This window comes from Yersinia massiliensis CCUG 53443 (assembly GCF_000312485.1).
Classification (GTDB): Bacteria; Pseudomonadota; Gammaproteobacteria; order Enterobacterales; family Enterobacteriaceae; genus Yersinia; species Yersinia massiliensis.
On the sequence record NZ_HE997648.1, the window covers coordinates 1 to 20,813 of the forward strand.

The window sequence follows — 20,813 nt, forward strand, 5'->3', positions numbered from 1 at the left end:
CCCAGTCAGTGGAGGCGCATTATAGGGAGTTCCTGACAGGCTGCAACCCTTAATTTCAAAAAAGTTTTCAACCGTGTTTTTTTTCAGCAATAATGAAGTAATAGGCGGGTTTTTAAACAATTATTACGCTAAACATTCAATCTATGAATGAAACAGTAGAGTAAAATAGAAGTATAAGAAGACAGATAGGACAAATCACCATGCAACTCAATACCCAACAACAAGCCGCCCAACGCAATCTTTCATATCTGTTGGCCGAAAAAATTGGTCAGCGCATTCTAATAGGTGAATATGAGGCCGGTAGCATCTTGCCTGGCGAAATAGAGTTGGGTGAACAGTTTGGTGTCAGTCGTACAGCAGTGCGTGAAGCGGTGAAAATGCTCGCAGCAAAAGGGATGTTATTACCACGCCCCCGTATTGGTACCCGAGTGATGCCCAAAACAAATTGGAACTACCTTGATCAGGAATTATTGACCTGGTGGATGAACAAAGAGAATTTCGATCAAGTGATGCAGCACTTCCTTATATTAAGGACATCACTTGAGCCGCAAGCTTGTTCACTCGCCGCAATAAATGCCAATGAGGAACAGCGCGTGCTGTTAGCTTCATTAATTGCAGAGATGCGGGCGCTACATAACCACTTTAACCGTGAGCGATGGATTCAGGTGGATGCTCAGTTTCATCAGTTAATCTATGAAGCCAGTGGTAATCCATTCTTGACGTCTTTCGCTAATTTGTTCAGTTCGGTATATCACAGTTATTTTCGTGCCATTACCGGCGATGAAGTGCTTCAGTTGCAACACCATCAGGATATTGTTGATGCCATTCTCGCCAGTGATAGCCAAGGAGCCTTATTAGCCTGCCAAGTGTTATTAAAAGAGAAAGATTAGCGGCGAGATGTTATTTATATCTCTATATAGAAAGAGGGTACTAAGGCTCACTCGATAAAATCAGGACGAACAATGATAAAATCTGCGCGTAGCATGGCGGGTCTTCCTTGGATAGCCGCCATGGCTTTCTTTATGCAGGCTTTGGATGCCACCATACTGAATACCGCTTTGCCATCAATCGCGGAAAGCCTCAACAGGTCACCATTGACCATGCAATCTGCCATTATCAGCTATACCCTAACCGTCGCCATGTTGATTCCTGTTAGTGGATGGTTGGCAGATCGTTTTGGCACTCGGCGGGTTTTTATTTTAGCGGTATCTCTCTTTACGCTGGGATCGCTTTTGTGCGCACTGTCAGACTCATTGCCATTTCTCGTTGCCTCACGCGTGATTCAAGGTGTCGGTGGGGCGATGATGATGCCCGTCGCTCGACTTGCACTTATTCGAGCCTATCCGCGTAGTGAACTGTTACCGGTACTCAATTTTGTCACGATTCCTGGATTAATTGGGCCAGTTTTGGGGCCGCTATTGGGCGGGCTACTGGTGACTTACGCCACTTGGCACTGGATTTTTATCCTTAATATCCCTATCGGCATATTAGGTATTATTTACGCACGTAAATTCATGCCTGACTTCACCATGCCTAAGCGCGCTTTTGATTTTATCGGCTTCCTGCTATTCGGTAGCAGTTTGGTGCTCATTTCCGTCAGTCTGGAGATTATGGGGCGACCCGACATTGCCAGTTACCTACCAGCCCTAACGCTAATTAGCGGTTTGTTGATGCTTCTCTTCTATATATTCCACGCCAAAGGCCACCCGAATCCATTAATTGGTTTGCCGCTATTCAAAACCAGAACCTTTTCGGTGGGTATTGCGGGGAACGTAGCCTCACGATTAGGGACTGGTTGCGTACCGTTCTTAATGCCACTGATGTTACAGGTTGGATTTGGTTACTCCGCTATTATTGCCGGTTGCATGATGGCACCCACGGCCATTGGTTCGATGATGGCGAAATCAGCCGTGACGCAGGTATTACGTTCGCTGGGTTATCGCAAAGTCTTAGTGAGTGTCACTGCCATTATCGGTGTGCTAATTGCATTATTTGCGTTGCAATCACCGGGCATGTCGCCTTGGTTGATGATCTTGCCGCTCTTTGTTTTGGGTATGGCGATGTCGACTCAGTTCACGGCCATGAATACCATCACCTTGGCAGACTTAACCGATAACAATGCCAGTTCAGGCAACAGTGTTCTGGCTGTCACTCAACAATTAGCTATCAGCTTTGGGGTTGCCATCAGTGCGGTGGTATTGCGGTTTTACGATGGGATGTCGTTTGGCGATAATGTCGATCACTTCCATTACACCTTTATTACCATGGGCGTGGTGACATTATTCTCCTCAGCGGTGTTCTTATTACTCAAACCCAAAGATGGCGACAACTTAATTCAGGGCCGCAATGTTAAAAAAGTCTCGCGCCCTGCAGAGAGTGAAATTTAACGAATAGCGACCGACCCACGCTCGATCAACTCGGGAGTGAGAATCAAGACTTGTGGTTCCGCTTCCGGGTTATTCAACCGATGAATTAGCGTATCAATGGCCAGTTCGCCAAGGTCATCTTTTGGCTGATGAATCGTGGTTAAAGGTGGGGTCATGTATTGTGCGATTTCAATATCATCGTAGCCGATAACCGCCATATCTTGCGGAATCGATAATCCAGCCTGATGCAAAGCCTGATAGACCCCAACAGCCATGGCATCATTACTGGTAAACACAGCGTCAGGTGGCTCCGGCAGTGCAAGTAACTGCTGCATGGCGGCCAAACCACCCCCAAATTCAAAATCACTGGCAACTTCATAGCCATTCGGCACCGGTAAACCCGCACGTGTCATGGCTTGACGGTAACCTTCCAAACGTTCTTTCGCTGGAGTTTTATCCTGCGGCCCGGCAATACAGGCGATTCGGGTATAGCCTCTGGCAATCAGATATGAGGTTGCCATTTCTCCGCCAAATAACGAGTTATCTTGAATGACATCGTTCACGCCCTCGAACGGTGCCCAGTCCATCATAATGATCGGTAACGAGGGATAACAACGCAGAATATCTTGGGAAGGGCGGTGACTTTCGGTACACATCAACAACAGACCATCGACCCGCTTTTGCATTAAGGTTTCAAGACTACGGCTCATGCGATCGATATCGCCTTCGGTATTACACAAAATCAAACTGTAACCGCGCTCATAACAACTGCGTTCTACACCACGAACCACTTCAGCATAAAAGGGGTTACTACTGGCGGTGACCAGCATGCCGATAGTCTGAGTTTGTTTCAGTTTTAGGCTACGGGCCAACGCAGAAGGGGCATAGTTGAGTTGACGAATAGCCGATTGCACTTTGTCGCGGATAGGGTCGCTGACAAAGCGATTTTTGTTAATCACATGGGAAACAGTCGATGTTGAGACGCCCGCTAAACGGGCGACATCTTTCATGGTGGCCAAAGTTATACCTGGCCTTGTAAGAAGCGGTCGATCTCAGCTCGCCATGGAATCGAGGGTTGCGCGCCAGCACGAGTCACCGCAATTGCAGCGGCTGCATGAGCAAAACGCACTGCGAGGCCCATTGTTTGGCCTTCTAATAATGCAGTGAGTAAAGCACCATTAAACGTATCACCAGCAGCAATGGTATCTACCGCATTCACTTTGAAACCCGCAACCAATTGACCTTTACCTTGTTCGCTGAGCCAGACGCCTCGGCTACCCAAAGTAATGATCACCGTTGCAATCCCTTTATCATGCAAAATTTGTGCGGCTTTCGCGGCATCATCATCCTGCTCAATATGAATACCGGTTAAACGCTCAGCTTCGGTTTCATTCGGGGTAATCATATCCACCAGCGTTAACAACTCATCGGGAAGCTTACGCGCAGGGGCCGGATTTAGAATCACCTTCGTCTGATGCTGCTTCGCCAATTTAGCCGCAGCAATCACTGTCTCGAGTGGGGATTCTAATTGCATGAGTAATGCTTCAGCATCAATAACTTGTTGCTGGTAACGGCTGAGGTATTCAGGTGTCACAGCAGCGTTAGCACCCGCGTTGATACCAATAACGTTCTCACCTTCACCATTGACGAAAATCAGTGCCACACCCGTAGTCGTTCCAACAACAGCCTCGATTGGGGTGGTATCAATCTCATCGCTGGCTAATTGCCGACGTACTCGTTCACCAATATCATCTTCACCCACACAGGCAATAAACGCGATATTCGCCCCACTACGGCCAGCGGCAACAGCCTGATTCGCGCCTTTGCCACCGAAAGCAACGTTATACTGCTTCCCGATCACCGTTTCACCCGGACGTGGAAACTGCTCAATGTTCAGAATATGGTCGGCATTGATACTGCCGAGGACCACCAGCTTACCTGTTTCCATCGTATTTATTCCTTTGTCCTTGAAGTTGCAGGATTGTTTCCTGCAACTTCAATTACCATGGGTATTTTAATTGATCTTTATTTGGTGACTAACTTCAAGTCAACAGGGATAACAGCCTGTACTTTTTCGCCTTTTAAGACTTTATCTGCTGTTTCAACGCCAATCACACCAATTTGGTCAGGGCGTTGAGCGATAGTTGCGCCCAGTTTACCGCTTTCAACCGCTTTAATCCCATCGTCGGTGCCGTCAAACCCTACCACTAACACATCTGTTTTGCCTGCGGTCTGCAAGGCACGTAATGCACCCAGTGCCATTTCATCGTTCTGAGCAAAAACAGCCTGCACGGTCGGATGCGCAGTCAGCAAGTTTTGCATGACGTTCAAGCCCTTAGTGCGGTCAAAATCAGCAGGCTGGCTGGCCAGCAATTGGAATTTGTTCTTTTCCATCGACTGTTTAAAGCCTTCACCACGTTCACGGGCCGCAGATGCTCCAGCGATCCCTTCTAACTGAATAACTTTGGCATCACTACCCAATTTCTTAGCAATAAAGTCACCGGCCATTTTGCCGCCAAAACGGTTATCAGATGCGACGTGGCTCACCACAGTGCCAGCGTTAGCCAGACGGTCAAGAGTGATAACCGGAATGTTCGCCTGATTTGCCATTTTCACTGCGTTACCGACAGCATCTGAGTCTGTTGGGTTAATCAGCAGAATTTTGGTGCCACGAACGGTTAAGTCCTGCACGTTCGCCAGCTCTTTCGCAGGGTTGTTTTGCGAATCCAAGACCACCAAGTTGTAACCCAGTTTGTCTGCTTCTTTTTGGGCACCCTCTTTCATTGAAACAAAGAACGGGTTATTCAGCGTGGAAACAACCAATGCGATAGTGTCTTTTGCCAGCGCGTTAGCACTGACGGTAGCGCTTAATGCAACAACTGAGATCAAGGTAGCCAGTTTCTTCATTTTCATGGTCACTATTCCTGTAGGGAGTTAGCAAATTCAACTTAGTAGGCATTATTGCTGCGTAAAATAGCCTACTGCTTTTTGTTATCTACCAACACCGCAAGCAAGATAACCACTGCTTTCACGATCATTTGGTAGTAAGAGGAGACGCCCAATAAATTCAAACCGTTATTCAAGAAACCGAGGATTAATGCCCCTATCAGGGTGCCGACGATCCGCCCTTTCCCGCCCGCAAGGCTTGTACCACCTAGAACGACGGCCGCAATGGCGTCCAGTTCATAACCTGTACCGGCAGTGGGTTGTGCAGACGACAAGCGGGCCACTTCGATAATCCCCGCCAATGCCGCTAATAATCCGCAGAGTGAATAAACAATAATTTTAACTTTGTCGACACTGATACCAGAGAGCCGTGTGGCAGACTCATTACCGCCTAACGCATAGATATAGCGACCTAAACGGGTGTGATGCAGCATGTACCAAGCGGCAATAAAGACGATAGCCATCAACCAGATAGGGGTTGGTATACCGAATGGACGACCAATACCGAACCAGCCAAAGGTGTCCGCTACATCGGTAAAACCGGTATTGATCGGGCTACCATTGGTGTAAACCATGGTCACGCCACGCAATAACAACATCATGACCAGTGTGGCGATAAACGCCTGTACTTTACCTTTGGCGACGATGACGCCAGTAATACCACCAATGAATGCCCCCAGCGCCAGTGCTGCGGCAACGGCTACCAAGGCATTAACTTCTAATCCGACAATCGAGGCGGCCACTGCACCGGTCAGTGCCAATAATGATCCCACAGACAGATCAATACCGGAAGTCAGGATAACCAGTGTCATCCCAACGGCCATAATGGCGTTGACAGATGTCTGCTGGAGAATGTTAAACAAGTTATTGACGGTAAAAAAGTTTGGGCTTAGTGACGAAACCACAGCAATCAGCACCAGCAGCGCAATCAGTGATTTTTGTTCTAATAACCATTCTTTACTGAACCAGCGTTTTGTCTGGATCGTTTGGGAACTCATATCTGGTTACTCCTGCTCTACGCGCTATGACCGATTAATAATCAGCGAATTGATGATCGACTGATGAATAATGGGCTTATTGATAATCTACTTATCAGTAAATTGTTTGCCGACGGCGGCTGCCATCAACACTTCTTGGGTAGCCTGTTCAATCGAGAACTCGCCGCTTAACTGGCCTTCATGCATTACAAGGATACGGTCACTCATACCGAGCACTTCTGGCATTTCTGAGGAAACAAGAATGATGCTCAACCCTTCTTCTTTGAATTGATTAATTAACTGGTAAATCTCTTTTTTAGCCCCGACGTCAACGCCACGCGTAGGCTCATCAAGGATCAACACCTTCGGACGAGTCATCAAACCGCGCGCAATCGCGACTTTCTGCTGATTACCACCGGATAACAAACCAATAGGCTGTTCCATGGAAGGTGTTTTGATATTAAATAAGCGAATGAAATCGGCGACTGCCTGCTGTTCGTCCGCATGTTTGAGTGAACCACCTGTGCGGCTGAAATAACGTAGTGCCGTCAAAGACATATTCTCTTTAACTGACATGCCAAGCACTAAGCCATCCCGCTTACGATCTTCAGAAATGTAAACGATGCCGTTTGCTAAACCATCCTGAGGTGAATGCGTAACCACTTCACGGCCATCCAACATAATAAATCCGGATTTACGTGGTAGTGCGCCATAGATGATTTTCATCAATTCCGTGCGACCCGCGCCCATCAAACCCGCCACGCCGAGGATCTCTCCACGATGCAAGGTAAAACTGACATTACTCACGCCTGGGCCACACAGCTGTTTGACCTGTAAGCGCTTTTCACCGCGGGGTAAATTCAGGCGTGGATATTGCTCTTCTAACTTGCGGCCAACCATCATCTCAATCAGTGTATTCTCGGTCAGCTCGCTAACCGGTTTTTCTGCGATAAACTGCCCATCACGGAAAACGGTAACGTCATCGCAAATTTCAAAGATTTCTTTTAGCCGATGAGAGATATAAACGATGCCACGGCCTTCAGCTTTCAACTCTTTAATGACGTTAAATAATGAAGCGGTTTCGGTATCAGTAAGGGCGTCAGTGGGTTCGTCCATAATGATGACTTTGGATTCAAAGCTCAGCACTTTGGCAATTTCCACCATTTGCTGATCACCGATGGACAATTCCCCCACCAGCCGGTGGCTGCTGTAATGAATATTGAGGCGTGCTAACAGTAAATCAGCTTCGGCATACATCTTTTTCCAATCGATGCCACCAAAGCGATTAACGAACTCGCGCCCTAAAAAGATGTTTTCTGCGATGGTTAACTGTGGGATCAGGTTAAGTTCCTGATGAATAATGCCAATGCCCGCTTCCTGCGAGTCTTTTGGGCCATTAAACACCACTTCTTTACCCATGAAATGCTGACTGCCGGCATCCTTACTGTAGATGCCAGTCAGCACTTTCATCATGGTCGATTTTCCAGCCCCATTTTCGCCCACCAGTGCCATCACCCTGCCAGGATAGACACTGAGCGCGGCACCGGAGAGTGCTTTGACGCCGGGAAAGGCTTTATCAATCCCTTTCAGTTGCAGCAAAGGTTGCATAAATGCCTCAGAAGGTTACGCCGGAGCAGAGAATGATGTTAGCAAAGGGGGAACATTCCCCGCTACGAATCACTGCCCGGCTTTGTTTAGTTTGTTCTTTAAAAGCTTCATGGCTGATATAGCGTAAAACTATTTGGTTTCCCTGGTGCTGCTCAAGTCGTGTTAACTGGGCGAGTAACGCTTCATGGAGTTGCGGATTATTTTTGACGATCTCCTGTGCAAGGTACGCAATCTCAACCTGCATTTCTTGTGTTACCACCTCAAGAACCTGTAGGAAACCAGGGACACCTTGCGTCAGTGCCAGATCGATACGTGTGGTGGTTGCCGGTATCGGCAGCCCCGCATCACCTATCACAAGCTGATCGGTATGACCCAAGCGGGAGATAACAGCAGAAATTTCAGAATTCAGTAATGCGCCTTTTTTCATTTTCAACTCCAACAGCGAAACGTTTCGCTGATACTGAGTTTAGGAAAAATAGCGCAGAAGGCAAATCTCATTTGATGAAATTGTGATCGCCATCGAAACGTTTCGCTGAATGAATAAATGAGAGGGAACATTGAAAAGAGAAAGGCCGCAATAATAAGCGGCCTCTTGGTTAAATCTCGACTTGCGTCCCGAGCTCAATCACTCGATTAGGGGGGATCTCAAACTGATCGGCAGCCCGCAGCGCATTGCGGCTAAGGGCAATAAACAATTTGCCTCTCAGGAATAGATACCAAGGTCGCCGAGTTAATATGAGCGATTCGTGGGACATAAAGAACGAAGTTTCCATCATCTGACACGGCAAGCCCTCTAGACCGCAGCGGTGGAAGATTTCCTCCACATTCGGTGTTTCACGCCAACCGTAGCTGGCAACCACTCGCCAGAAAGTCGGCGAGAGCTGCTCGATAGTCACCCGTTTTACGTTATGTACGTAAGGGGCATCTTCGGTTCGCAACGTCAGTAACACCACCCGCTCATGTAGCACTTTGTTATGTTTAAGGTTATGCAGTAACGCAAAAGGAATGACATTCATTGCCCGAGACATGTACACCGCAGTGCCTGTCACCCGTACTGGTGGTGATTTCTCTAAAGACGCAATCATTGCCTCCAGTGAATTACCGTGCTCGTGCATACGCCGTAGTAAGCTGAAACGCTCGCTCTTCCATGTAGTCATGATGATAAACATCACGAGACCGAGAGAAAGTGGCAACCAACCGCCCGAGAACAATTTCAATGCATTTGCTGAGAACATCGGAACATCGATAAGCAGCAAAACCACCAGCAGGCATCCGACAAAAGCACGGTTCCAGTGCCAGTTTTTCAGCGCCACCGTACAAAACAGAATACTGGTGATCACCATCGTTCCCGTTACGGCAATACCGTAAGCGGCAGCCAAATTGCTGGAGCGTTCGAAGCCGACAATCACCAGTACGACCGCCAGATACAGCGTCCAGTTAATGACTGGAATGTAAATCTGGCCAGACTCCATTTCGGAAGTATGGATAATGCGCATCGGCGGTAAGTAGCCTAAACGTACAGCCTGCCGAGTAAGCGAGAAAACGCCGGAAATAACAGCCTGTGAGGCAATCACTGTCGCCAGTGTCGCCAGCACTAACAGTGGGATTAATGCCCAATCAGGCGCTAACAGGAAGAAGGGGTTTTTGATGGCTTCAGGGTTTTTCAGTAATAGTGCACCCTGCCCAAAATAGTTCAGTACCAATGACGGTAACACCACGGTAAACCACGCCAACCGGATAGGGAATTTACCGAAATGCCCCATATCTGCATACAGCGCTTCCACCCCAGTTATCGCCAGTACCACTGCGCCAAGAGCATAAAATGAGACCGTTTTATATTCCGTAAAGAATGCTATCGCCCATTTTGGATTCAATGCCGATAAAACTTCGGGATTGGCGATAATACTGCGCAAACCCAGTAATGCCAGCGTTAGGAACCACACCAGCATGACGGGGGCAAAGAGTTTCCCGACGCTACCCGTGCCGTGTTTTTGAATCACAAAAAGCAGTGTTAATACCGCAATAGAGCAGGGGACAATATAAGGATCAAGCGCAGGCGCGGCGATTTCCAACCCTTCGATAGCTGACATGACCGATATTGCTGGCGTGATAACGACTTCACCATAGAAGAAGCTGCCGCCAATCAGCCCAAGAATGACCAGTATTGATGTGGTTCGGGAAGAGGTATTGCGCCCCGCTAAGGACATTAACGTTAAAATGCCCCCTTCACCGGCGTTATCCGCGCGCATCACGTAGGTGAGATATTTAACCGAGACGATCAGGATGAGCATCCAGAAAATCAGCGATAAAAAACCAAACACCACATCTGGGCGGACATCAAATCCATAATGACCAGAAAAGCACTCTCTCAAAGTATAGAGCGGGCTAGTCCCTATATCCCCGTAAACGACCCCAATTGCTGCTAAGGTTACCGCCGATAAAGACTGTTTATGGTCTGTGCTCATAGTTGATTTCTTTTTGCTAGAACGTCCATAGCCTGATGTGTGCGTTAAGAACCGCGAAACCCCGTTCTTTACCCCGTTCATTTTGATGATGGGTATAACTTGACGCCCACTAAAAGGCGCACAGTATGCACCATTTCAATAGATTGCCTACTCTTAAATAGTAATATGATGATGGTCAAAATGAGTCGGCGACAAATGTTCTGTAATATAAATATATTAGTAATCAAAGCGCTATCTTACTCAGAAAAAGAGGATTTATTTGCTCTTATCAGGTAAAAATCAATCAACTAACGGAACATGTAGAACAATTATGGCGCAATCATCGCAATTAGCTGAAAGAATCTCTCGCTTGAGCAGTGCCCTTGAAAGTGGTCTGTATGAAAGACAGGAAGCTATCCGCCTGTGCTTATTAGCTGCGCTCAGTGGTGAGAGTGTCTTCCTACTCGGTCCGCCGGGTATCGCTAAAAGCTTGATTGCTCGCCGCCTGAAATTTGCCTTCCGTCATGCCAGAGCATTTGAATATCTGATGACACGCTTTTCCACGCCAGAAGAGGTGTTTGGCCCACTGTCTATTCAGGCGCTAAAAGAAGAAGGGCGCTATCAACGCATGACCGGTGGTTACTTACCAGAAGCTGAAATCGTCTTCCTTGATGAGATTTGGAAAGCTGGCCCCGCTATCCTGAATACCTTGTTGACGGCCATTAACGAACGGCGTTTTCGTAATGGTGACCGAGAAGACAGTATCCCGATGCGATTACTGGTGACCGCGTCCAATGAGCTACCCGATGCTGACAGCAGCCTAGAAGCACTTTATGACCGAATGCTGATCCGCCTATGGCTAGATCGCGTACAAGAGAAGCAAAATTTCCGCTCACTGCTGCTCAGTCGACAAAACGAAAATCATAATCCGGTGGCAGAAAACCTCAGTATCAGCGATGAAGAGTTCCAACAGTGGCAGCCTTTAATCGACAAAATTGCCTTACCCGACCACTGTTTCGAGCTTATTTTTCAATTACGTCAGCAACTCAGTGCACAAGAACATGCGCCTTACGTCTCTGATCGCCGTTGGAAAAAAGCATTGCGCCTACTGCAAGCCAGCGCTTTTTTCAGTGGCCGAACTGAAGTTACCCCGATTGACTTAATTCTATTGAAAGATTGCCTGTGGCATGATCTCAGTTCCCTAAAACTGTTGCAACAACAGCTTGAGCAACTGTTAACGGAGCAGGGATATCAGCAGCACAGCTTATTAATGAAGTTACAAAACATTCATGGCCAATGGTTACAGCATCAACAACAACAAAGCGACCATCAAGCACTCATCGTAACGAAACAAAATGGTATGTTCAGCCGAAAACAGCAATATGTACTGCCAGAATCACTCACCGACAGTACGCTAACACTTTTGCTGCAAAAACCGCTTAACTTGCATGATATTCAGGTCAATCACTTACAAATTGAGAAAGATGCTCTCGCTCAATGGTTAAGTAAAGGGGGCGTTCTACGCGCGAAGTTAAATGGTATCGGTTATGCCCAATCCATCGATGCAGAAATTGATGATCAGCTACACATCACCGTATTAGATGTTAGTCGGCAGTCATCAATCCTCTCACAACCTGGCGCGGTGACTAACAGCGTGCCGCCAGAATTGCTGGTGGCATTAGCAGAATTGGAAAATAGTCTGAACGAGCAACGGCGGTTATTCAGCCAGCATCAACCCTGCTTGTTTACTCCCTCTGCGTGGCTGGCAAAAATAGAAGCGAGTCTGTTGCAGGTTGCGGAACAACTGAAGCAACAGCAACAAAAATTAAGTGGGCATTGATCTATGCTCAGCTTGGCAACACTCGATCTGCTGCTTTCCATCAGTGAAAGTGAGCTAATTGAAGAGGTGGTGGTGGGATTACTGGCATCACCGCAATTGGCGCTATTTTTGAAAAATTCCCGCGTATCAAACGTGCCTTGATGAAGGATATTCCCGGCTGGAAGCAAAACTTGCAGCAACGTATCCGTGAGGCGAAAGTTCCCCCAAGCCTAGCGAATGAATTTGTCTTATATCAACAGAGCCTATTGGAGAGCAGTCCGCAATTTTATGCTCACCTGCCAGAGATAGTAGCGCAGTTGCAACAGATGCATTCTCCCTTCGCAGCACAGGCGAATACATTGCTACAATCCGCTGATTTAGCAAGAAATCCACAAGTTGGCGATAGCCTACAAACGCTATTTTTGCAGCGTTGGCGCATCAGCCTCACGTTACAAACCATCACGATTCATCACCAACTGCTAGAGCAAGAACGAGAACAACTTTTAGCCGAATTACAGCAGCGGCTTGCATTGAGTGGCGCGCTGGAACCTATATTAGCCACTAATGATGGTGCAGCAGGGCGGCTTTGGGATATGAGTCAAAGCCATTTACAGCGCGGTGATTATCAATTACTGCTGCAATACGGTGATTTTTTACAGCATCAACCTGAATTGCAGCAACTTGCTGAGCAATTGGGCCGTAGCCGTTCAGCTAAAGCACAACCCACGCCCGATGCACGTTACGAGCCCTATACCCTAATGGTGCGTCAGCCCGATACCGTGCCAGAAGAAGTTAGTGGCATTCATCAAAGCAATGATATTTTGCGGCTACTACCAACAGAATTGGTGATGTTGGGGATGAGTGAACTGGAATTTGAGTTTTACCGCCGTTTACTGGAACGACGTTTGTTGACCTACCGCTTGCAGGGGGATAACTGGCAGGAAAAAACCTTACAACGACCCGTTAGCCTGACGAGTCACGATGAACAACCGCGCGGCCCTTTTATTGTTTGCGTGGATACTTCAGGCTCCATGGGAGGATTTAACGAACAGTGCGCCAAGGCATTTTGCTTGGCACTACTGCGTATTGCTTTGGCTGATAATCGCCGCTGTTACATCATGCTATTTGCTAGCGAAATCATTCACTACGAATTATCGTCAGCCAGCGGCATTGAACAAGCGATACGTTTTCTCAGCCAGCATTTTCATGGTGGTACTGATTTAGCGGCTTGCCTCGCCAGTACGTTAAACAAAATGGAGGAGAGAGAGTGGTATGACGCTGATGCAGTGATCATTTCAGACTTCATTGCCCAACGGCTACCCGATGAGTTGATCCGCAAGATAAAAATCCAGCAGCAAGCACACCAACACCGCTTCCATGCTGTGGCAATGTCGGCCTATGGCAAGCCCGGTATCATGCGTATTTTTGATCATATCTGGCGCTTTGATACTGGCTTAAAAAGCCGATTAATGCGCCGCTGGAAACGTTAATTCAATAAGCCTGCACCGACGTTAATCGATAGCCCTAATATCGTCATATTAAAAATAAAGGATAAGACAGACTGCAATAACACCACGCGGCGAATATCCGACGTCCCAGTCGAAACGTCCGCGGTTTGCGAAGCTACCCCAATCGTGAATGAGAAATAAAGAAAATCCCAATAGGAAGGGGTGGCAACCTCTTTAGGGAAAAGCAAAGGAAGAATGGTTTCTGACTTATCCCGAGGGAGATAAAATAAATGGGCGTAATGCATGGTAAATGCCGTCGGGAGTAATAACCACGACACCAACAGCGTCAGCCCCGTCAGGATTAAATGAAATGCTTTGGCTGAACCTGACAATTGGTTTGCCGTACTCAATTCAAACAAAATCACCAGAATACTGGCTAAACACGCCATACTGACGATCGTCAAAACCATGGTGGCACTTTCATCTTGCACCTTGGCTATTTTGCCGATTTGAGCAGGACTAGTACGTAACAGTTGCAACCATAGAAAGAGTAAATAGAGCCAAGCGGAAACATTCCAACTCACCATCAAGCGCAATAATAACGTGTAATGCGTAGGTAGCAGAAAATAAGCGATGACACCCGCGCCAACTGAAAACAACAATCTTGGGCGAGCATGTAAATAATGATGAAAGGGGTGAATTAGGGCCATAACGTCAGCGACCTTGCATGTAGTGATATAAAAAACATGATACGAGGCATGTCATTATGCCACCTACAGCATAGAGTAAAAAACGACTTATGTTAAAAAAACCCGCTATAGCTTATGCAGCGATAGCAGGTCGAAGGAGAAAATATCCCTAAAATACTTAACGTTGCAGCTAACCCCTCTGCGACGCCAAGTATGAAGCGTATTACAGCAGACCAGCAACTTTCTCGCTAATCTCAGGCCCCCACACACCACATTGAACTTGACCAATGTGTTGTTGTTGCAGCAATAACATCACTAAACGGGATTGACCGATACCGCCACCGATGGTTTGTGGCATTTCACCCTTGAGCAGTGATTGGTGCCATTCCAGCTTCAATCTATCTTCATCAGCCGTGAGGGCGAGTTGACGTTTAAGAGCCTCAGCATCGACGCGAATCCCCATCGACGAAATTTCGAAAGCATCTTCCAGCACAGGGTTCCAGACAATAATGTCACCGTTTAAGCCAGCAAAACCTTCTGCGCTTGGCGACGTCCAGTCATCATAATCGGGTGCTCGCACATCATGAGATTGACCATCGGCTAACTTACCACCGATACCGATGAGGAAAACTGCGCCCAACTCTTTAGCGATGGCACGTTCACGACCTTTCGCATCCAAATCAGGGAAGCGAGAACGCAGGGTTTCGCTGTGCACAAAATGAATCTGCTCTGGCAAGAATGGTTTAATACCAAATTCAGCGCTTGCAGCAGCTTCAGTTTCTTTTATAGCGGTATAAATCTTGTTGACGGTGGATTTCAGGTAGGCCAGGTTACGTTCGCCATCACCCATGACGCGCTCCCAATCCCACTGATCAACATACACTGAATGAATAGCACTCAGGCGATCTTCATCAGGACGTAATGCTTTCATATGGGTGTACAGACCTTGATCAGCACCAAAATCAAAACGCCCTAAGGTTTTTCGTTTCCACTTCGCCAATGAATGAACCACTTCAAAAGTGGCATCAGGTAAGGTTTTCACTTTGACCTGAACGGCTTTCTCAGAACCTGAAAGGTTATCTTGAGTACCATCGCCCACGCGGCTCAGAATGGGTGCCTGAACTTCAATCAGACCCAATTGCTGCTCCAATTGGCGAGAAAAGAAGGATTTTACGAAGCTGATTTGTTGTTGTTTTTGAATAAATTGTTTTTTCATTGCCGTCTTCTCAATTCGTGGTTGCGTGTTATGCAAATTTGGTTATGCCGTTTGGCTTGTCATCGATTAAGCAACAGAATGAGTGTTAAATTCAATATCCAACAATAAATATTACCGTTACAGTTTTAATCATTCATTTTTTTAGCGCTATAATTGAATAATCAATAAAAAAAGGGAGCTATTATGGGCGAAATTTATCAGATCGATAATCTCGATCGCGGCATCCTCAACGCATTAATGGAAAATGCACGTACACCCTATGCTGAATTAGCAAAAAATTTTGGTGTCAGTCCTGGCACCATTCATGTACGAGTAGAGAAGATGCGCCAGGCCGGCATCATCACCGCGGCTTGCGTGCATGTAAACCCAAAGCAACTGGGTTATGACGTGTGCTGTTTTATCGGCATTATTTTAAAAAGTGCCAAGGATTACCCTTCAGCACTGAAAAAACTAGAAAGTTTAGAGGAAGTCACGGAGGCTTATTACACAACAGGGCATTACAGCATCTTTATCAAAGTGATGTGTAAATCAATCGACGCCCTCCAACAAGTACTTATCAACAAGATCCAGACGATTGACGAGATCCAATCTACAGAGACGCTTATTTCCCTGCAAAACCCCATCATGCGGACCATCGTGCCGTAATGTCATAATAACTATACCCACATTATCCACAGGTAGATCCCAGCTGATTCACAGCGTACAATACCGGCTCATTACTTCGGTTGGGTTCTATATGGCTGACATTACTTTGATCAGTGGCAGTACACTTGGCAGTGCGGAATACGTTGCTGAACATTTAGCTGAGAAATTAGAAGAAGCGGGTTTCACCACAGAAACGCTTCATGGTCCGGAGTTAGATGAACTCACGCTCGGTGGTATGTGGCTAATTGTTACATCAACCCATGGCGCAGGTGATCTACCCGATAACCTACAACCATTATTAGAACAAATCGAACAACAGAAACCGGATCTGTCTCAGGTCAGTTTTGGGGCAGTTGGTTTGGGCAGTTCAGAATATGACACTTTCTGCGGTGCCGTAAGACGATTAGATCAACAGTTGATCGCTCAGGGAGCAAAAAGGTTGGGTGATATTTTAGAAATTGACGTCATTCAACACGAAATTCCTGAGGATCCAGCTGAGGTATGGGTTAAAAATTGGATTAATTTGCTCTAATTTGCTTAAAGATCACGCGAACGAATGTGTATAAGTATACTTAAAAGCAGGGTAAAACCAGTATATATCCACATAACAACCTTGTGACCTCAAAGTGCCTGTGCATAACAGGCTATTTAGATCCCAGCTTATACGCAATAGGATCACCGATCATTCACAGCAATAGATCGTCCTTAATCCTATGATCTTTCATGTGAATAATCACTTATCCACAGAGGATCATGATCCTAATAAGAGATCTAATAAAGAGATCTTTAAATAAAAAGATCTTCTTTTAATTAGAGGCGATCCTAAGCTACTTGGTCGATCGTCTAAACTTGAGTAGAATCCCCCACCCCAGGGCAAACACAAAAATTCGCATAACGGCGAGGTGCAGTACCATGTTTTATCCAGATCAATTTGACGTCATCATCATTGGTGGTGGCCATGCCGGCACGGAAGCTGCAATGGCAGCAGCACGCATGGGACGTCAGACCTTATTGCTGACGCATAACATCGACACACTGGGACAGATGTCTTGTAACCCAGCGATTGGCGGTATCGGTAAGGGACATTTGGTCAAAGAGATCGATGCTCTGGGTGGCTTAATGGCAAAAGCAACCGACCTTGCTGGGATTCAGTTTAGGATACTAAACGGCAGTAAAGGACCAGCGGTACGAGCGACTCGTGCACAAGCAGACCGAGTGCTATATCGACAAGCTGTCCGTACGGCACTAGAAAATCAGCCTAACCTGATGATCTTCCAGCAACCGGTAGAAGATCTCATCGTTGAGAATGATCGTGTTGTAGGTGCGGTCACTAAAATGGGCCTGAAATTCCGTGCTAAAGCGGTTGTCCTCACGGTTGGGACTTTCCTTGATGGCAAAATTCATATTGGGCTAGAAAATTACAGTGGTGGCCGAGCTGGTGATCCGCCGTCAATCTCACTGTCACAGCGCCTCAGAGAATTACCACTACGTGTTAATCGCCTGAAGACAGGTACGCCGCCACGTATTGATGCGCGAACAATCGATTTTAGCCAGTTGACTCCTCAGCTAGGTGATACACCTATTCCCGTATTTTCTTTCCTTGGTCATGCAGAACAGCACCCAGAACAGATGGCGTGCCACATCACTTATACCAATGAAAAAACACATGATGTGATCCGTAACAATCTCGATCGTAGCCCGATGTATGCAGGGATCATTGAAGGGATCGGGCCACGTTACTGCCCATCGATCGAAGACAAAGTCATGCGTTTTGCTGATCGTAACTCACATCAGATCTTCCTTGAACCTGAAGGCTTAACAAGTAACGAGATCTATCCGAATGGTATTTCAACCAGCTTGCCTTTCGATGTTCAAATGCAAATTGTCCGTTCGATGAAAGGGCTTGAAAACGCGCGTATTGTTCGGCCTGGCTATGCCATTGAGTATGATTTCTTCGATCCACGTGATCTGAAGCCAACGCTGGAAAGCAAATACATTCAAGGCTTGTTCTTTGCTGGGCAAATCAATGGAACAACCGGCTATGAAGAAGCGGCGGCTCAAGGGCTGCTTGCAGGGCTTAATGCGGGCCGTTTTGCGAACGATGAAGATGGATGGTCACCTCGTCGTGATGAAGCTTACCTTGGCGTGCTGGTGGACGATTTGAGCACCTTAGGCACCAAAGAGCCCTATCGCATGTTTACCTCACGTGCAGAATACCGTTTGATGCTACGTGAAGATAATGCCGATTTACGCCTGACTGAGATGGGCCGTAAGTTAGGATTGGTTGACGATGCGCGTTGGGCTCACTTTAGTCAGAAAATTGAGCAGATTGAAAAAGAGCGTCAGCGCTTGCGTGATATTTGGGTGCACCCTAACTCAGAGAACGTTAACGAGATCAATGCATTATTGAAAGCACCATTGTCAAAAGAAGCGAATGGGGAAGAACTACTACGTCGCCCTGAAATTGACTACCGTTTGTTGACGACTTTGCCTTCTTTTGGTCCAACGCTAACGGATCCTCAGGCTGCGGATCAAGTTGAAATCCAAGTAAAATATGAAGGCTATATCGCTCGTCAGCAGGAAGAGATTGAAAAGCAGTTACGCAATGAAAATACCTTATTGCCAGCCGATCTCGATTATCGTCAGGTCTCTGGCTTATCTAATGAAGTCATTGCTAAGCTTAATGACCACAAACCTAACTCGATTGGGCAGGCTTCACGCATTTCTGGTATCACACCAGCCGCTATCTCGATTTTGTTAGTCTGGTTAAAAAAACAGGGATTGTTGCGCCGCAGTGCATAACAATCAAATCTGGCTGTATCATGAGAGAATAATCAGTACAGCCAGATTGTGTTTAGCCTTTAAGCTAAACGAACGATACAAACCTTCACCAAGCTCGATTATCATTTCCGTATTGGCCCATTAGATACTGACTGAACGTTTTGTCAGGGGATATTGTTGTGTTAAAAAAATTAGATTCGCTGCTCAACTCGGCAGGTATTGAGTTACCCGATCAGCAAAAATTACAGCTCATCGGTTATGTCGAACTGCTGCATAAGTGGAACAAGGCTTATAATCTGACCTCGGTTCGTGATCCCATACAGATGCTGGTACGACATATTTTGGACAGTATTGTGGTTAATCCGTACTTACAAGGTCAGCGTTTTATCGATGTAGGGACAGGGCCCGGGCTTCCAGGGATCCCTTTAGCCATTGTGCGTCCTAATGCTCATTTTACGTTGCTTGATAGCTTGGGTAAGCGAGTACGGTTTTTGAGACAAGTACAGCATGAACTGGGTTTAAGTAATATTGAGCCAGTACAAAGTCGAGTTGAAGATTTCGTTGCTGAACCGCCATTTGATGGTGTGATAAGCCGTGCATTTGCATCACTACAAGATATGTTGTCTTGGTGCCACCATTTACCAGCTAAACCTGAAGGGCGATTTTATGCGCTTAAAGGGGTAAGGCCAGACGATGAATTATTGACCTTGCCAGAAGGCATCATTCTCGAGTCTGTTGTTCGTTTGCAAGTACCTGAGTTGGATGGTGAACGTCATTTGGTCATTCTTAAGTCAAACTAACTTTGCTATTTATCAAAAAAAGGTAATAAATTTTTGGGTGACTACGCTCACTTTACCTGGTCTATTGTTTTTACGTTTGATGAGTATTTATTCTTTTACTCTGCTTCTAAATGATTATATTTTACTTTTTGGTTACAAAACCGACGGTGACATGTGACATAACTATATCGGAATCGGGTGAATAATAACTTTGGTCATTATTTTTCCGATAATATGATGTTTTTTATGTATCTGAAGTGTTGCAAGAATATTATCTGAAATGTCAATGGGACGTTTTTACTAAGTAGACGAATTGTTTGATAATAGTTTTAATTTAACATTATGATTTATAGAAGTTTTTATTCGCTCTTTTCGTTAAAGACAAAGCGGGTCGTTATGGGCTATAAATTTATTCGTTTTAATTTTTGTGATCCAATACACGCTTTGTTGATAATAATTGGAATCATAGGACAATTAAAATGAGGTTATATTCCGAGAGCAATCTTGTGAAAAAAGCCTAAAAGTAAAAAAATTGAATAATTGTTCACCTTTTCGTTACTTATCGATTGAATTCGTTTGAGTGGCCCGTATAATTTGCACGTTTTTTGCTGCTTGACTCAATGGGGTAAAAAGCAGTTTTATACCCCACTCAGTACACCCTAAGTGTGGTTCAGAGAGAACAAACGTCATGCCTGTGTCCCTGTATAGTGGGAAAATCGCGCGAAAGTTACTGTTGTTGCAGTTAATGACTTTTGTTGTTCTCAGTGCTGCTTTTGGTTTGAAAAGCCTGGAATGGAGTGTATCTGCTCTGGCAGGTGGATTGGCAGCATGGTTACCTAATGCCGTGTTTATGTTGTTTGCTAGTCGTCATCAAGCAAAAACAGCTGCTCCAGGTCGTGTTGCATGGTCGTTCGCCATTGGTGAAGGGTTAAAAGTTATCGTGACGATAATTTTGCTGATTGTGGCGTTAGGGCTGCTTAAAGCAGCGTTTGCACCACTAGGCTTAACCTATTTAGCGGTGCTAATTGTGCAGATATTGGCACCGGCCGTGATAAGCGGCTACCGTACTTAACAGTTATCGTATTTAGCGGTTAT

Annotated in this window: 17 protein-coding genes and 1 pseudogene; 9 read left to right on the forward strand and 9 right to left on the reverse strand. The window is 46.2% G+C overall.

The genetic code is table 11. The annotated features are described in order from the left end of the window. Positions 1–200 precede the first annotated feature (200 nt). Complete coding sequence (locus BN68_RS18165) at positions 201–890, forward strand: FadR/GntR family transcriptional regulator (RefSeq protein WP_019212609.1); 690 nt, start codon at positions 201–203, stop codon at positions 888–890. Between the two features lie 72 nt (positions 891–962). Next, positions 963–2,387, forward strand: a complete 1,425-nt coding sequence (gene mdtD, locus BN68_RS18170; RefSeq protein ID WP_042806965.1) for a multidrug transporter subunit MdtD — start codon at positions 963–965, stop codon at positions 2,385–2,387. Here the strand turns inward: mdtD and rbsR are convergent. The 7 genes from rbsR to kup form a co-directional block, all read right to left on the reverse strand. Continuing rightward, entirely contained in the window at positions 2,384–3,385 is a 1,002-nt protein-coding gene (rbsR, locus tag BN68_RS18175; RefSeq protein WP_019212611.1) for a ribose operon transcriptional repressor RbsR, read from the reverse strand. The genes mdtD and rbsR overlap by 4 nt on opposite strands. Before the next feature lie 2 nt (positions 3,386–3,387). Then, positions 3,388–4,314: a ribokinase gene (rbsK, locus tag BN68_RS18180; protein WP_019212612.1), complete on the reverse strand. Its 927-nt coding sequence runs from the start codon at positions 4,312–4,314 to the stop codon at positions 3,388–3,390. A 77-nt stretch (positions 4,315–4,391) separates the two neighbouring features. Beyond that, a complete protein-coding gene (gene rbsB / locus BN68_RS18185; RefSeq protein WP_019212613.1) occupies positions 4,392–5,279 on the reverse strand; it encodes a ribose ABC transporter substrate-binding protein RbsB in 888 nt (295 codons plus the stop codon). Positions 5,280–5,344: 65 nt separating this feature from the next. Beyond that, positions 5,345–6,310, reverse strand: coding sequence for a ribose ABC transporter permease (gene rbsC, locus BN68_RS18190; RefSeq protein ID WP_019212614.1), 966 nt, complete (start codon positions 6,308–6,310; stop codon positions 5,345–5,347). Positions 6,311–6,397: 87 nt separating this feature from the next. Continuing rightward, positions 6,398–7,897: a ribose ABC transporter ATP-binding protein RbsA gene (rbsA, locus tag BN68_RS18195; RefSeq protein WP_019212615.1), complete on the reverse strand. Its 1,500-nt coding sequence runs from the start codon at positions 7,895–7,897 to the stop codon at positions 6,398–6,400. A gap of 7 nt (positions 7,898–7,904) precedes the next feature. Continuing rightward, complete coding sequence (gene rbsD / locus BN68_RS18200) at positions 7,905–8,324, reverse strand: D-ribose pyranase (protein WP_019212616.1); 420 nt, start codon at positions 8,322–8,324, stop codon at positions 7,905–7,907. 169 nt (positions 8,325–8,493) lie between these two features. Continuing rightward, positions 8,494–10,362: a low affinity potassium transporter Kup gene (gene kup, locus BN68_RS18205; RefSeq protein WP_019212617.1), complete on the reverse strand. Its 1,869-nt coding sequence runs from the start codon at positions 10,360–10,362 to the stop codon at positions 8,494–8,496. Positions 10,363–10,672: 310 nt separating this feature from the next. Here kup and ravA point away from each other — a divergent pair, with 310 nt between their 5' ends. Both ravA and viaA read left to right on the forward strand, forming a co-directional pair. Continuing rightward, positions 10,673–12,181 carry an ATPase RavA gene (gene ravA / locus BN68_RS18210; RefSeq protein WP_019212618.1) on the forward strand — a complete coding sequence of 503 codons (1,509 nt, stop codon included), beginning with the start codon at positions 10,673–10,675 and terminating at the stop codon, positions 12,179–12,181. A gap of 3 nt (positions 12,182–12,184) precedes the next feature. Then, positions 12,185–13,650: pseudogene (viaA, locus tag BN68_RS18215) on the forward strand (ATPase RavA stimulator ViaA). Here the strand turns inward: viaA and BN68_RS18220 are convergent. Together BN68_RS18220 and asnA are read right to left on the reverse strand one after the other, a co-directional pair. Next, positions 13,647–14,318, reverse strand: coding sequence for a DUF1345 domain-containing protein (locus BN68_RS18220; protein ID WP_019212619.1), 672 nt, complete (start codon positions 14,316–14,318; stop codon positions 13,647–13,649). The pseudogene viaA and the gene BN68_RS18220 sit on opposite strands and share 4 nt — an antisense overlap. Before the next feature lie 202 nt (positions 14,319–14,520). Beyond that, entirely contained in the window at positions 14,521–15,513 is a 993-nt protein-coding gene (gene asnA / locus BN68_RS18225; protein ID WP_019212620.1) for an aspartate--ammonia ligase, read from the reverse strand. Between the two features lie 183 nt (positions 15,514–15,696). Between asnA and asnC the strand changes: the two genes are divergently transcribed. The 5 genes from asnC (at position 15,697) to atpI (ending at position 20,790) form a co-directional block, all read left to right on the forward strand. After that, complete coding sequence (asnC, locus tag BN68_RS18230; protein WP_019212621.1) at positions 15,697–16,158, forward strand: transcriptional regulator AsnC; 462 nt, start codon at positions 15,697–15,699, stop codon at positions 16,156–16,158. Positions 16,159–16,249: 91 nt separating this feature from the next. Then, complete coding sequence (gene mioC / locus BN68_RS18235) at positions 16,250–16,690, forward strand: FMN-binding protein MioC (protein ID WP_019212622.1); 441 nt, start codon at positions 16,250–16,252, stop codon at positions 16,688–16,690. A gap of 380 nt (positions 16,691–17,070) precedes the next feature. Next, positions 17,071–18,960, forward strand: coding sequence for a tRNA uridine-5-carboxymethylaminomethyl(34) synthesis enzyme MnmG (gene mnmG, locus BN68_RS18240; RefSeq protein WP_019212623.1), 1,890 nt, complete (start codon positions 17,071–17,073; stop codon positions 18,958–18,960). 158 nt (positions 18,961–19,118) lie between these two features. Continuing rightward, positions 19,119–19,739, forward strand: a complete 621-nt coding sequence (gene rsmG, locus BN68_RS18245) for a 16S rRNA (guanine(527)-N(7))-methyltransferase RsmG (protein ID WP_019212624.1) — start codon at positions 19,119–19,121, stop codon at positions 19,737–19,739. A gap of 667 nt (positions 19,740–20,406) precedes the next feature. Further along, on the forward strand, positions 20,407–20,790 hold the full coding sequence (atpI, locus tag BN68_RS18250; RefSeq protein WP_019212625.1) for a F0F1 ATP synthase subunit I: 384 nt from the start codon (positions 20,407–20,409) through the stop codon (positions 20,788–20,790). Positions 20,791–20,813 lie beyond the last annotated feature (23 nt).